Raw genomic sequence first — 13,319 nt, 5'->3', positions numbered from 1 at the left:
GGACTTCAGGCGCGGGATGCGGCGCCGTCCTGACGACGCGCCACACGCAGCCAGCCCACGAACGCCAGCGCCATCAGCACGAAACCGATGTAGCCGTAGATCGGATACACGATCCCCACCAGCTTGATGAAGCCGACGAAGCTGCCCGCCAGCGCCAGCACGCCCGCCACGACGGTGCCGATGCGGAACTTTCCGGTGGCTTCGGCGGGCACGATGCGCGCCATGAAGGCGTAGAGCATGCCGACCGCCGTATTGAGGATCATGCCGAAGATCACCAGCGACATCAGATGGCCCAGCCAGGGCGAGAGCTGCGTGGCGATCGAGAGCATCGGCATGGGCATGCCGCCGATCGTGTCCATGCGCAGATACATGGCCACAGCGATCAGCAGGATCAGGACGCCCAGCAGCAGGCCGCCCAGGGCGCCGCCCCAGAACGCGGTGGCTCGCGACTTGGCCCGTCCGCCCATGATCACCAGAAACGGCATCCCCGCGACCAGGTTGTAGGATACGTACAGCAGGGCCGCGATCAGCCACTGCCCGGCGCCCCGTGGCTGGGTTTCCGCCGCCGCCGCGAGCGCGTCATGACCGGCATGAGGCGACATCAGCACATAGCCGGCCACCACGACCGTCATGAACATCAGGAACGGCGTGACGGCGCCGATGAAGGCGATCACGCTGCGGATGTCCAGGCACACGATCAGGATCGTGGCGATGGTCGCCAGCACGCTGCCCCAGACTTCGGGCACGCCCAGCCATTGATTCAGCAGCGAGCCGGCGCCGGCCAGCATCACCACGGTGATGGCAAACAGGAAGAAGGTGATCAGCACGTCGAACACCAGGCCCAGATGGCGGCCCAGCATGGCGTTGACGACTTCCTTGTGGGATTCCGCCGCCAGGCGTTGGCCCATGGTGGAAAACGCCATCGACAGCAGCGCGAACAGTGCGCCCGAAACCACGCAGCCGATCAGGCCGACGAGGCCGAAACTGGCGAAAAACTGCAGGATTTCCTGCCCCGACGCGAAACCCGCGCCCACGATGACACCCACGAACGCGCCCGCAATCTTGCAGACGTCCTTGAACGAATCCATGCCTTTGTCTCCCGAAGGTCTGGTGCTGCCTGGTGATGATGATGGAATGAATCAATGCGATGCGTACTGCCCGACCGCTGCCGTTTCGGGCAGCGGTCGGCTTATGCGCCGGCCCGGTTGAAGCGGCCCGGGCTCAGCCGATCCGCGACAACCCCCTGCCGCGTCAGAAACTCCGGCAGCGCCCGGCCCAGCAGCAGTGCGCACGCGGCGGCCGACGCGCCCGCCGAGGTCTGGATGCCGTAGCCGCCCTGCCCGGCCAGCCAAAAGAATCCCTGGCACTGCGTATCCCAGCCGATGACGAAATCGCCGTCAGGGGCAAAGCTGCGCAAGCCCGCCCAGACGTGCCTGGGCCGCCGGATGCGCAGGCTGGTCATCGCTTCGATGTGGTGGATGCCCAGGGCAATGTCCAGTTCCTCGGGCACGACGTCATGCGGCGCCACCGGGTCCGCATTGGCCGGCGAGCCCATCAACTGGCCTGCGTCGGGCTTGAAGTAAAAGGTTTCATCGATGCTGATGACGGCCGGCCAGGCGCCGACGTCCGCGCCTTCCGGGGCGTCGAACGTGAACGCGGAACGGCGCCGGGGCTCGATCCCCAGCGTGTGCGCGCCGCACAGCGCAGCCACCGGATCGGCCCAGGCGCCGGCGGCGTTCACCACGGCGCGCGCCGACACCGCGGCGCCGTCGCCAAACGTCAGCGTCCAGACGCCGTGCCGGGCGTCACGTGCAGCGCCGGTCAACTCGGCCTTGCAGCGCAACTGCGCGCCCAGCCGCACCATGCCGCGCAGAAAGCCCTGGTGGAGTTCGGCCACGTCGATATCCATGGAGTCCTGCTCGTATACGGCGCCAATCAGCCGGTCCGCTTCCAGGCACGGCACCAGGGTTTTCGCCTGGGCCGCATCGATCAGGCCGGCCTCCAGGCCCTCGCCCCGGTACAGCGCCAGCGCGTCTTCCAGCAAGGGCTCCTGCCCCGCCGTGCCGATGTACAGCACGCCGCGCGGATGCAGCAGAGGATGCGCGCAAAAGCCTTCCGGCGGCTGCTCGAAGAACGCACGCCCGGCCCGCGTCAAGGCGCGGATCTGTGCCGTGCCGTAGCTTTCCATGAACATGGCCGCCGAACGGCCCGTGGCGTGATAACCCGGCTGGGACTCGCGTTCAAGCACCACGACGGACGCCCCTTCCCCGGCCAGCCGGTAGGCGACCGACGCCCCCGCCATGCCCGCGCCGATCACGGCAAAATCGAATACAGGATCACTCATTGCGTACAGCCAAATTTTTCCAATAGGAAAATTATCGTATAAGAAAAAAATGGGAAATACCCAGGTTTACCCCAATGCGCCCGCCACCGGCCGGGACGAGCTCGGTCCGGCGCGTGCTACCGTACGGCATGCAGACGTTCTTCCTCTACCTCATCACCGCGCTTGCCGAGATCGCGGGCTGCTACTTGCCGTGGCTCTGGCTGCGTCAAGGGGGGTCGGCCTGGCTGCTGCTGCCTGCGACGCTCAGCCTGGTGGCCTTCGCCTGGCTGCTGACCCTGCACGAAGCGGCGTCCGGCCGGGTCTACGCCGCTTACGGCGGGGTCTACATCGGCGTCGCCATCCTCTGGCTCTGGGCGGTCGACGGCGTGCGCCCCACCGCCTGGGACATCGGCGGCGTCGCCGTCACACTGGCCGGCATGGGGCTGATTGCATTCCAGCCGCGCTAACGAGGAACCGCCCGATCAGAGCCGATTCCGGCTAAGCCGCGCGCTCCAGCGCAATCACCCGGGCGGGCGGCAGATTGGCCCAGACGGCCTGATCGCTGCGCGACACAAAGCCGTCCGACAGCCCGGCGACGGGCAAGCCGCGCCACACATACGTGAACTGGATCAGCGGACAGCCCGGCCGCAGCAGCGTCCGGCATTGATCGAGCACAGCGGACACGATATCCGGATCCAGAGACCGCAGCGGCAGGCTGGATACGATGGCATCGACCGCTGCGCCTGCCGCATCGACGCCCAGCATGTCCGACAGTCGGGCCGCATCGCCCTGCAGGATCGTCACCCCTGGAAACCGTCGGCGCAGATGGTGGACAAAGGCCGGGGCGCATTCCACCACCCGCAGGCGCTCTGCCGGCACACCCCGATCGAGCAAGGCCTGCGTCACCACGCCCGTCCCGGCGCCCAACTCCACCACCAGGCCTGCGCCCTGGGGATCGACCCGGGCCGCCATGCTGCGCGCCAGGCGCTCGGAACTGGGCCAGACGGCGCCCACCCCGGCCGGCGCCTCCAGCCACTCGCGCAGGAACAGGCCGGCCGGCGCCGCCCTGATCGCCCCGGCCACCCGACGGGAGTCGGCCGCATACCGTAATCCAACCGCCCCGACAGCCCGCAGGCCTTCGATCAAGGGCAACAGCGCGACACCCGCGTTCTTTGGCATGAACCCCCCTTCCTGTACTCAAGAAAAGTGCGATGTCTGACACGCTATCAGATGCGGAAACAGACTGGAGTATGCGTTCGTGACAATGAGGACATCGCGTGACATCAAGTGCCCGCACACGCGGGAATCGTACGCCTGATTGTGCGCCGGGAATAGACTCCCGGGTTGTACATCACCCTGCTGCGCCGCCGTCGAAATCCACCTGGACGCGCAGGCCGCCGCCGGGCGCGCCGTGCAGGCTGACCCGCCCCCCGCAGGCCAGCGCCGCCTCGCGCACGATGGCCAGCCCCAGGCCGGTGCCGCCGGAGACCTGGGTGTTGCCGCGATTGAAGCGCTCGAACACACGGCTGCGCAGCTCGGGCGGGATGCCGGGGCCCGTATCCTCCACCGCCAGCGTCACGCCCTGTTCGCCATGGCGCGTCAGCGACACCGTCGCCGTACCGCCCGGAGGCGTATAACGGATGGCATTATCCAGCAGGTTGAACAGAATCGCGCGCACGGCCGGTTGATGCGTGTGCAGCGCCAGCCCGGCATCCGAAGGCCCCATGCCCAGCTCCACGTTACGCCCGGCCGCCAGCGGCGCCAGGGACTCCAGGACCTCGTGCACCAGGGGGTCCAGCGCGATCAGTGCGCGCGCGCCGGGGTTGGCTTGCAGGTTCTCGGCCTGCGACAAGCTCAGCAACTGGTTCACCAACTGGGTGATGTCGCGGCGGCTTTGAACCAGTGCGGCCATGGCGCGTCGCAGCTCGGGGGTGTCGGCCAGGCTGGAAGCGTAATGCAGCTGGGTGCTCAACAGCGCCATCGGGGTGCGCAACTGATGGGCGGCGTCTTCGATGAAGCGGCGGCGAGAGTCGATCTGCCGCTGCAGCCGCGCGGCGTACTGGTTGATGGTATCCACCACGGGGCGCAGTTCCTGCGGCAGATCGTTCAGGCGGATGGGCTGCAGGTCGGCGTGGTCACGGCTCCAGATGGCGTTGCGCAGCGCGGCCAGCGGCCGCAGCTCGCGGCGCAGCCCGAGCAGCATCAGGATCATGACCAGCAGCAGGATGCCCCCTTCGCGCAGCGCATTGGGCCACCAGCGCGACCGGGCATCGGCAGCCAGCTCCACGCCCGTCTGGCCGACCAGGATTTCCACCCGGGATGAGCGCCCCGAATCGAACAGGCTGCGGCTCGTGCCGAGGAGCCGGATGCGCCGGCCGCGATAGACCGCGTCCCGCCCCGTCTGCGGTCGGATCGGGGCGGACTCGGAATCGGCCGCCGGGGCCAGGTCGGGCCATCCGGCCAGCAGGCGGCCGTCTTCGGTCAGCACCGAAAAATACACCAGGTCGTGATAAGGCGACGCAAGCAATTCCAGCGCGACGGGCGGGATCGAAGCTTCGAGCCGGTGGTCGTCCCATTGGATGTGGGCGGCGATGACTTCGGCCGACGTCCACAGCCGATGGTCCTGGCGCGCCTGGGCGTCCCGCAGGCTGTTCCGATAGGTGAACCACATGCTCAGGGACAAGGCGACGGCCAGCGGCAGCAGCACCCACAGCGCCAGCCGAACCCGCAGGCTGTTCATGGCTGTTCGCGCCGGGTCAGCAGATAACCCAGCCCGCGCAGCGTCACGATGGCCGCCTGCGAGGCCTCCAGTTTGTGGCGCAGGCGATGCACATAGAGCTCCAGCGCATCCTCGCCGGATTCGGCATCTAGCCCGAAGACGCTCTGCATCAGACTGGCCTTGCTCAGGGTGTGGCCCTGGTTCATCAGCAGCGCCTCCAGCAGGCGATGCTCGCGCTGCGGCAGCGCCAGCGCCTGCCCCGCCAGGGAAAACAGCCGCGTGTTGGTGTCGTAGCTCAGGTCGGCGCAACTGAGGATGGAGGTCGCGCTGCCGCTGCGCCGCCGGATCAGCGCCTTGATGCGGGCCGCCAGTTCCCGGATCTCGAACGGCTTGACCATGTAATCATCGGCGCCTGCATTCAGGCACTCCACCTTCATGTCCAGCGAATCGCTGGCGGTGGTCACCATCACCGGCGTCTGGTCCAGGCGCCGCCGCAGACGGCGCAGGACGCTTTGCCCGCTGGCATGGGGCAGCTTCAGGTCCAGCAGCACCACGTCGTATCCGCCGCTGCCCAACAGCACGTTGGCCGCCTCGGCATCGTGGACGCAATCCAGGGCAAAGCCTTCCTTTTGCAGGATGGCCCCCAGCCACTCGGACAATTCCACGTTGTCTTCCACCAGCAGCAGTCTCATGGAGGAAACGTTAGCAAGCGGCCCGCGATCTTCGCAATTGCGGCGTCAGTGGATTAGGGCTAACCCCTAGTTTTTCGAAGGACGGGCGAAAGCTGGATGAAAGTCCGGCCCCTCTAGCATGAAACCGTTGCAGCGAACCTGGAGACTCTCATGAACACTGTGTCGCATGTTTTGAAGATGACGGCCGTGGCGGCCGCGCTGGCCGCCTGCTCCCTGGGCACGGCCCAGGCCGCGGACACGATCACCCTGATGGTGGGCGGGATCAGCAAGATCGTCTACCTGCCGGCCAAGCTGACCGAGGACCTGGGCTATTTCAAGGACGAGGGCCTGGACGTCAAGCTGCTGTCCGAGCCGGCCGGCGTGAATGCCGAGAACGAAATGCTGGCGGGCGCCGTGCAGGGGGTGGTGGGATTCTATGACCACTCGATCGACCTGCAGTCCAAGGGCAAGAACGTGGAATCGGTGGTGCAGTTCGCGCAGGTTCCGGGAGAGGTCGAGATCGTCTCGGCCAAGGCTTCGGCCACGCTCAAGAGCCCGGCCGATTTCAAGGGCAGGACGCTGGGCGTGACGGGCCTGGGGTCTTCGACCGATTTCCTCACGCAATACATGGCCTTCAAGGCGGGCCTGAAACACGGCGACTACACCATCTTGCCCGTGGGCGGCGGCAATACCTTCATCGCGTCGATCCAGAACAACCGGATCGACGCCGGCATGACGACCGATCCGGCCGCCACGCAATTGGTGGCCAGCGGCCAGGGCAAGATCCTGGTGGACATGCGCCACCCCGAACCGACGGCCAAGGTCCTGGGCGGCCTGTACCCGGCCGCCAGCCTGTACATGCCGAACGCGTGGGTGGAATCCCATCATGACGAAGTGCAGAAGCTGGTCAATGCGTTCGTCAAGACCATGAAGTACATGCATACCCACACGGCCGAGCAGATCGCCGACCAGATGCCCAAGGACTACTACGGCGGCGACAAGGCGCTGTACGTCAAGGCGCTGGAGGCGTCCCTGCCCTCGTTCACTTCGGACGGCCGCATGCCCAAGGACGGACCGCAGACCGTGCTGCAGGTGTTGTCCACCTTCAAGCCGCAGGTCAAGGCCGCGCACATCGACCTGTCCAAGACCTACACCACGGCGTTCGTGGACGCAGCCAAGTGACGGGTGGATCATGACAGACGATTCCGCAACGCCGGCCATCGCGCTGGACCACGTCAGTTGCCGCTTCATTTCGGCCGACGGCAAGGCCACGCTGGCCTTGCAGGACTTCAGCAGGACGGTCGAACGCGGCAAGTTCTGCGCCGTGGTCGGACCCACAGGGTGCGGGAAATCCACCACCCTGAGCCTGATCACGGGATTGCTCAAGCCCACGACCGGCAGCGTCCGGGTCATGGGCCAGCCCGTGGACGGCATCGACCCCCGCATCGGGTTCGTGTTTCAGAACGACGCCATCTTCCCCTGGCGCAATGTCATCGACAACGTGGCGGCGGGGCCGCTGTTCCGGGGACGGGAACCGGCGCGCGCGAAAGAGATGGCCGAGGCCTGGGTGCATCGGGTGGGGCTTGCAGGCTTCGAGCGGCATTACTCGCACCAGCTTTCCGGCGGCATGCGCAAGCGCGTGTCGCTGGCGCAGACCTTCGTCAACAGCCCGGAAATCCTGCTCATGGACGAGCCTTTCAGCGCGCTGGACATGCAGACGCGCACGGTGATGCAGGACGAATTGCTGCAGCTCTGGGCCGAGAGCGGCAGTTCCGTGGTGTTTGTCACGCACGACCTGGAAGAGGCCATCGCCCTGGCCGACGAGGTGATCGTGCTGACGGCGCGCCCCGCCACGGTCAAGAAGATCTATGGCATCGAGCTGCCGCGCCCACGCGTCATGCCGGGCGTGCGCTACGAAGACAAGTTCATCGCCTACGCGCGTTCGATCTGGGACGACCTGCGTGCCGATGCGGGGATGGGATGAAGGAGGACAATATGGATGTGTCGAACCCTGTCCGGGAGACGGAGCGCCGGCTGCCCGATGACGTGCGCGAGGCGCTGCAGCAGGCCGAGGCAGCGGCTCAGCGCCAGATGCGCAACCGCCTCCGCCTGGTGATTTTCTGGCGCTTTGCCATCCTGATCCTGATCCTGGCCGGGTGGGAACTGGCCGCGACCCTGCACTGGATCGATCCCTTCTTCTATTCCAAACCCTCGCTGATCGCCGCACAGATCTACGACTGGTGGGTGGACGGCACCTCGCAGGGACCCTTGTGGCTGCAACTGGCCGTCACGCTGGAAGAAACGCTGATCGGCTTTTTCATCGGCGGGATCGGGGGCATCATTTGCGGAATCCTGCTGGGCCGCAACCCGTTCCTGGCCGACGTCTTCAGCGTCTACATCAAGGTGGCGAATTCCATCCCGCGCGTCGTGCTGGGCTCGGTCTTCGTGATCGCGCTCGGCCTGGGGATCGCCTCCAAGGTCGCGCTGGCGGTGGTGATGGTGTTCTTCGTGGTGTTCGGCAACGCCTTCCAGGGCGTACGGGAGGCCGACCGCTACATGATCGCCAATGCGCAGATCCTGGGCGCCTCCAGGCGCCAGGTCACGACGCAGGTGGTCATTCCGTCCGCCCTGAGCTGGATTCTCGCCAGCCTGCACGTCAGCTTCGGCTTCGCCCTGGTGGGTGCCGTCGTGGGCGAATTCCTGGGCGCGCGCGTGGGGATCGGCCTGCTGATCGCCACGGCGCAGGGGGCGTTCAACGCCAGCGGCGTCTTCGCCGCCATGATCGTACTGGGCGTCATGGCATTCATCGCCGATTATCTTCTGACGATGGTCGAAGGCCGGCTGCTCAAGTGGCGCCCCGCACAGTTCGAAAACACCTGATCGGCGCCGACGCCCTACTTCGCCGCCATCCGGCTGTCCAGCACACGCCGCAGGCGCACCGCATCGCCGAAGCGCGCGCCGCTCATGCCCTGCGCATTGAGCACCACCATGGCCAGGTTGCGCCCGTCCAGCCGGACCATCATGACCAGGCAGTCGCCGGCCTCGCGGGTGGTGCCGGTCTTGGACGCCAGGATGTCCCAATCGGGCCGCCCCACCAGCATATTGGTGTTGTGAAACGTCCGGCCGTCGACATCGTATCTGGCGTCCGTGGTGAACGCCCCGATCAGCGGCCGGAGGGAGGCCGCATGCACCAGCTTGGCCAGATCTCTGGCCGAGGATACGTTTTCATTGGACAGGCCGATGGGTTCGACGAAGCGGGAATCCTCCATGCCCAGCGCACCGGCCCGGGCGTTCATCGCCTCGACAAAGGCCGTCATGCCGCCCGGATAAGTCCGCCCCAGGGCGTGCGCCGCGCTGTTCTCGGACGAGGCCAGCGCCAGATGCAGCAGATCGGTGCGGCTCAGGCGCGCGCCGGCCGACAGGCGCGAAGGCAGCTCGCTGGGCACGTCGACATCGCCGGCGGCGATGACGATCTGCTCGTCCATGGGCAGGTCGGCATCGACCACCACCAACGCCGTCATCAGTTTGACCAGCGAGGCGATCGGCCGCACGGCGGTCTCGTCACGCGCGAACAGGACTTCGGACGTGTCCATGTCCTGCACGAACGCGCTGGTGGCCTTGAGTTTTTCGATTTCCCTGGCCGGGTCTTGCGTGACCAGGGAGGCCTTGGCCACGGCATCGGGGTCAAGCGCTTCGGGCGTCGCGCCCCAGCGTTGCACGGCGATGCGCCGGCCGTAGCCGTGCTGGCAGATCGGCAAGGCGGGCTGGGCATTGCACAGATGGAAATTGGCGGCCTGGGCCTGCGCGGGCAAGGGCCAGCCCGCTGCGGCGATCAAAGCCGCCGCCACGCACATCAGCCCCCGAATCCATCCCGAATGCCACCAGGCCATGATGATCCGCCCCCGGCCAGACGTCAGCCGCGCCCCACGAACGGCATCCGGGTAGCCATGACCGTATGGAACAGGACGTTGGCATCGAGCGGCAAATTGGCCATGTACAGCACCGACTGGCCGACGATGTTCACGTCCATGCGCGGCTCTACCGCCATCTCGCCGTTGGCCTGCAGAATGCCGTCGGCCATGCGCGTCGTCATGCTGGTGTCGGCATTGCCGATATCGATCTGGCCCACGGCGATATTGTATTTGCGCCCATCCAGCGCGGCGGTCTTCGTCAGGCCGGTCACCGCGTGCTTGGTCGCGGTATAGGGGATCGAGTTCGGACGCGGCGCATGCGCCGAAATCGACCCGTTGTTGATGATGCGGCCGCCCTGGGGCTGCTGGGCCTTCATGACGCGAAAGGCTTCGCGGATGCACAGGAACATGCCCGTCAGATTGACATCGACGACCTGCTGCCACTGCGCCAGGCTCAGGTCTTCCAGCAGCACCGACGGCAGGCCGCCCCCGGCATTGTTGAACACCACATCCAGGCGGCCGAAGTGGCGCACACAGGTCTCGAACAGGCGAATCACGGACTGCTCGTCCGTGACGTCGGTGGGGACCGTCAAAACGCGCTCCCCTGCGCCGGATTGCGCCGCGACCTCTTCGAGCGGCTGCGCGCGGCGGCCCGCCAGCGCCACCCGGTAGCCCGCCTCCAGCAGGGCCAGCGCCGCGGCCCGGCCGATGCCGGTGCCCGCCCCGGTGATGATGGCGATTTTTGAATGGTTGGAATCCACGCGAATCTCCTGACGCACCCGGCGCACGACAGGGCGCCGGATCGATACACAATGCAAATCTTACTATCATTGTGAATGGCGAAGCGCCGGGACCGCGCAATCAGGCAGGGACGGATTCAGGCGCCGGCCGGGCATACTGGCTGGGCGCCACCCCGAGATATTTGCGGAACATCGCGGTGAAAGCCCCCTGGTTCTGGTAGCCCAGGTCCAGCGAAATGTCCAGAATCGAGCGGCCTTGTTCCAGCCACTCGAGCGCCAGGCGCAGCTTGGCATGGTGGCGCCAGATCGTGAAGCTCATCCCCGTTTCTTGCAGGAACAGGCGGTGCAGCGTGCGCTCGCTGCAGTTCATGTCGGCCGCAAACTGGCCCAGCGTGGTCGCGTCGTCCGGGTGGAGCTGGATGTGCGCGCAGATGGCCGCCAGGCGCCGGTCACGCGGCTCGGGCAGCTCGACCGCCATGTCCGGGCGGTCGATGATCTTTTCCAGCAGCAGTTCCTTGAGCAAGGCGATCTTGCGGCTGCTCTGAGGCTGTCCGCCAGGGCGCGTCAGCGAGCGCATGACTTCGCGCAGCAGCGGCGTGACATGCAGCACGCAACTGCGCTCGGGCAGATTGAGCGGGCCGTCCGCCTCGAAGGCGAATGATTTCAAGCGGACGGAGCCCAAGGCACGGATGTGGTGGCGGCGGCCGCCTCCGGCCAGCCAGAAGGCCCGCGACGAAGACACCACCCAATGGCCGTCTTCGCCGGAAGCCAGCAGGACGCCGGTGACCGGGAAGATCAGGCGTGAACGCCCGCAATTCGGGGCGGTGACCAAGGCGCCGTCTGAAAAATGCTGGACGGTGCTGTTCAATATGAAATGAACCCCGGGAGCGGATCGCATGGCACCACCCTCAACGTAAAATCGGCGCCACCAGTGCAGCGCGCATCCCACCTTGAACGAAACTGCCAGGGCCTAGTATGGCCCATGCAGGCGATTTAAAGCGTCAGGGTTTTCCAGCGTGGAGGTGTCTTGCGTGATTTCGCCATTTTCGGCGACGATCCGCAACAAACGCCTCATGATCTTTCCTGAACGCGTCTTGGGCATGGCGTTGCCGAACCAGATTTCACGCGGTTTGGCGATCGGCCCGACTTCGCGCGCCACCCAGTCTCTCAGCGCCCCGGCCAGCGCGGGCGCGTCGGCCTCGCCGGGCAGTTCGTCCTTGGGGACGACAAAGGCCACCACCGCCTCGCCGGTCACCGGATCGGGGCGGCCCACGACCGCCGCCTCGGCCACGGCCTCATGGGCGACCAGCGTGGACTCGATCTCGGTGCCCCCCAGGCGATGCCCGGATACGCTCAGCACGTCGTCGGTACGTCCCAGTATCCAGCAATAGCCGTCGGCGTCGCGCTGCGCGTTGTCTCCCGACAGATAGGCGCCGCCGAATTCCGGCGGAAAATAGCTTTTGACGTAACGCTCGGCATCGCCCCAGACGGTGCGGATCATGGCCGGCCAGGGACGGGTGATGACCAGATGGCCGCCCTTGCCCTCGGGCAGGCTGTTGCCGGCCTCGTCGACCACATCGATCTCGATGCCCGGCAGCGGCAGCGTGCAGGAGCCGGGCTTGAGCGGCGTCGCGCCCGGCAAAGGCGCGACGATGTGCCCGCCCGTCTCGGTCTGCCACCAGGTGTCGACCACCGGGCAGCGCCCCCCGCCGACCTGCTGGTGATACCAGACCCAGGCCTCGGGATTGATGGGCTCGCCCACCGAACCCAGCAAGCGCAGGCTGGACAGATCGTAGTGCCGCGGCGCCGTCCCGGGCGTCGTGGCGGAGGCCTTGATCAGCGAACGGATGGCCGTCGGCGCCGTGTAGAAGATCGTGACCTTGTGGCGCCGGATCATGTCCCAGAACCGCCCGGCATCCGGGTAGGTCGGCACGCCCTCGAAGACGATCTGCGTCAGGCCCGCCGCCATGGCGCCGTAGGCGATATAGCTGTGGCCCGTGACCCAGCCGATGTCCGCCGTGCACCAGAACACGTCATCGGGCTTGGCGTCGAACACCCACTGCGCGCTCATCTTGGTCCACAGCAGATAGCCTGCGGAACTATGCTGCACGCCTTTGGGCTTGCCTGTCGATCCCGAGGTGTAGAGGATGAACAAGGGATGCTCGGCCTCCACCGGCACGGGCTCGCAGGTGTCGGGTCGGCCTTGTTCGACGTCGTGCAGCCAGCAGTCGCGGCCGTCCTGCCAGTCCACAGGTCCGCCGCTGCGCCGGTAGACCAGCACCTGGCGCACCCGCTCTGTATCGGGACCGGCCAAGGCCTCGTCCACGGCAGCCTTCAGAGGAATGGCCCGGCCGCCGCGCATCTGCGCGTCGGCGGTGATCACCAGGCTGGCCTGCACGTCGACGATGCGCTGATGCAGGCTTTTGGTCGAAAAACCGCCGAACACCACGGAATGCGTGATGCCCAGCCGCGCGCAGGCCTGCATGCAGGCAATGGCCTCGATGGACATCGGCATGTAAAGGATGGCGCGGTCGCCCTTGCGGTAGCCCAGGTTCGCAATGCCGTTGGCGATGCGGCAGACCCGCGCATGCAGCGCGCGGAAACTGACCGTCTGCACCGCGCCGTCGTCCGCCTCGAAGATGAGGGCCGTCTTGTCGGCATTGCCGTTGCTCAAATGCACGTCGAGACAGTTCTCCGACACATTCAGTTCGCCATCGTCGAACCAGCGGTAGAACGGCGCATCGGACTCATCGAGCACGCGGGTAAAGGGTTTGCGCCACACCAGGGCCTCGCGGGCCATGTCGCCCCAGAAGCCGTCGGGATCGCGCCGCGCATGCTCGCGCAAGGCCTGATAGGCCTCCATGCCCGATACCGCAGCCGCAGCCTTGAACCCGGGAGCCGGTTCGAACACCCGCTCTTCCACCAGAATGGAATCGATTGCGCCTGACATTGCTG

The 13,319-nt window shown here is 66.5% G+C and carries 13 protein-coding genes; 4 read left to right on the top strand and 9 right to left on the bottom strand.

Annotated elements, in window-relative coordinates; all coding sequences use genetic code 11:
- Positions 1–5: 5 nt before the first annotated feature.
- Both ACFO0J_RS16125 and ACFO0J_RS16120 read right to left on the bottom strand, forming a co-directional pair.
- Positions 6–1,088 carry a YkvI family membrane protein gene (locus tag ACFO0J_RS16125; RefSeq protein ID WP_376814096.1) on the bottom strand — a complete coding sequence of 361 codons (1,083 nt, stop codon included), beginning with the start codon at positions 1,086–1,088 and terminating at the stop codon, positions 6–8.
- Positions 1,089–1,189: 101 nt separating this feature from the next.
- Positions 1,190–2,344: an NAD(P)/FAD-dependent oxidoreductase gene (locus tag ACFO0J_RS16120; protein WP_376814095.1), complete on the bottom strand. Its 1,155-nt coding sequence runs from the start codon at positions 2,342–2,344 to the stop codon at positions 1,190–1,192.
- 128 nt (positions 2,345–2,472) lie between these two features.
- Here ACFO0J_RS16120 and ACFO0J_RS16115 point away from each other — a divergent pair, with 128 nt between their 5' ends.
- Positions 2,473–2,790 carry a YnfA family protein gene (locus ACFO0J_RS16115; protein ID WP_376814094.1) on the top strand — a complete coding sequence of 106 codons (318 nt, stop codon included), beginning with the start codon at positions 2,473–2,475 and terminating at the stop codon, positions 2,788–2,790.
- Between the two features lie 31 nt (positions 2,791–2,821).
- Here the strand turns inward: ACFO0J_RS16115 and ACFO0J_RS16110 are convergent, their stop codons facing one another.
- From ACFO0J_RS16110 to ACFO0J_RS16100, 3 genes are all read right to left on the bottom strand, one after another.
- A complete protein-coding gene (locus tag ACFO0J_RS16110) occupies positions 2,822–3,502 on the bottom strand; it encodes a class I SAM-dependent methyltransferase (protein WP_376814093.1) in 681 nt (226 codons plus the stop codon).
- A 172-nt stretch (positions 3,503–3,674) separates the two neighbouring features.
- Positions 3,675–5,063 carry a sensor histidine kinase gene (locus ACFO0J_RS16105; protein WP_376814092.1) on the bottom strand — a complete coding sequence of 463 codons (1,389 nt, stop codon included), beginning with the start codon at positions 5,061–5,063 and terminating at the stop codon, positions 3,675–3,677.
- Entirely contained in the window at positions 5,060–5,734 is a 675-nt protein-coding gene (locus ACFO0J_RS16100) for a response regulator (RefSeq protein ID WP_376814091.1), read from the bottom strand. The genes ACFO0J_RS16105 and ACFO0J_RS16100 overlap by 4 nt, the downstream gene beginning before the upstream one ends.
- Before the next feature lie 150 nt (positions 5,735–5,884).
- Here ACFO0J_RS16100 and ACFO0J_RS16095 point away from each other — a divergent pair, with 150 nt between their 5' ends.
- The 3 genes from ACFO0J_RS16095 to ACFO0J_RS16085 all read left to right on the top strand — a co-directional run bounded on the left by ACFO0J_RS16095 (position 5,885) and on the right by ACFO0J_RS16085 (position 8,593).
- Positions 5,885–6,895 carry an ABC transporter substrate-binding protein gene (locus tag ACFO0J_RS16095; RefSeq protein ID WP_376814090.1) on the top strand — a complete coding sequence of 337 codons (1,011 nt, stop codon included), beginning with the start codon at positions 5,885–5,887 and terminating at the stop codon, positions 6,893–6,895.
- A gap of 10 nt (positions 6,896–6,905) precedes the next feature.
- The gene (locus tag ACFO0J_RS16090) at positions 6,906–7,697 is read left to right on the top strand and encodes an ABC transporter ATP-binding protein (protein WP_376814089.1); all 792 of its coding nucleotides are present in this window, start codon (positions 6,906–6,908) and stop codon (positions 7,695–7,697) included.
- Positions 7,698–7,804: 107 nt separating this feature from the next.
- Entirely contained in the window at positions 7,805–8,593 is a 789-nt protein-coding gene (locus ACFO0J_RS16085) for an ABC transporter permease (RefSeq protein WP_376814183.1), read from the top strand.
- A 14-nt stretch (positions 8,594–8,607) separates the two neighbouring features.
- Here ACFO0J_RS16085 and ACFO0J_RS16080 read toward each other — a convergent pair whose 3' ends face one another.
- The 4 genes from ACFO0J_RS16080 to acs form a co-directional block, all read right to left on the bottom strand.
- On the bottom strand, positions 8,608–9,603 hold the full coding sequence (locus ACFO0J_RS16080) for a serine hydrolase (RefSeq protein WP_376814088.1): 996 nt from the start codon (positions 9,601–9,603) through the stop codon (positions 8,608–8,610).
- Between the two features lie 23 nt (positions 9,604–9,626).
- On the bottom strand, positions 9,627–10,391 hold the full coding sequence (locus ACFO0J_RS16075) for an SDR family oxidoreductase (protein WP_376814182.1): 765 nt from the start codon (positions 10,389–10,391) through the stop codon (positions 9,627–9,629).
- A gap of 94 nt (positions 10,392–10,485) precedes the next feature.
- A complete protein-coding gene (locus ACFO0J_RS16070) occupies positions 10,486–11,262 on the bottom strand; it encodes a helix-turn-helix transcriptional regulator (RefSeq protein ID WP_376814087.1) in 777 nt (258 codons plus the stop codon).
- Positions 11,263–11,334: 72 nt separating this feature from the next.
- Positions 11,335–13,314 carry an acetate--CoA ligase gene (gene acs, locus ACFO0J_RS16065; protein ID WP_376814086.1) on the bottom strand — a complete coding sequence of 660 codons (1,980 nt, stop codon included), beginning with the start codon at positions 13,312–13,314 and terminating at the stop codon, positions 11,335–11,337.
- Positions 13,315–13,319 lie beyond the last annotated feature (5 nt).

The sequence above is a fragment of the Castellaniella hirudinis genome, from assembly GCF_042651965.1.
GTDB classification, from domain to species: Bacteria; Pseudomonadota; Gammaproteobacteria; order Burkholderiales; family Burkholderiaceae_B; genus Castellaniella; species Castellaniella hirudinis.
This window is presented reverse-complemented; position numbering and strand designations above follow the sequence as displayed.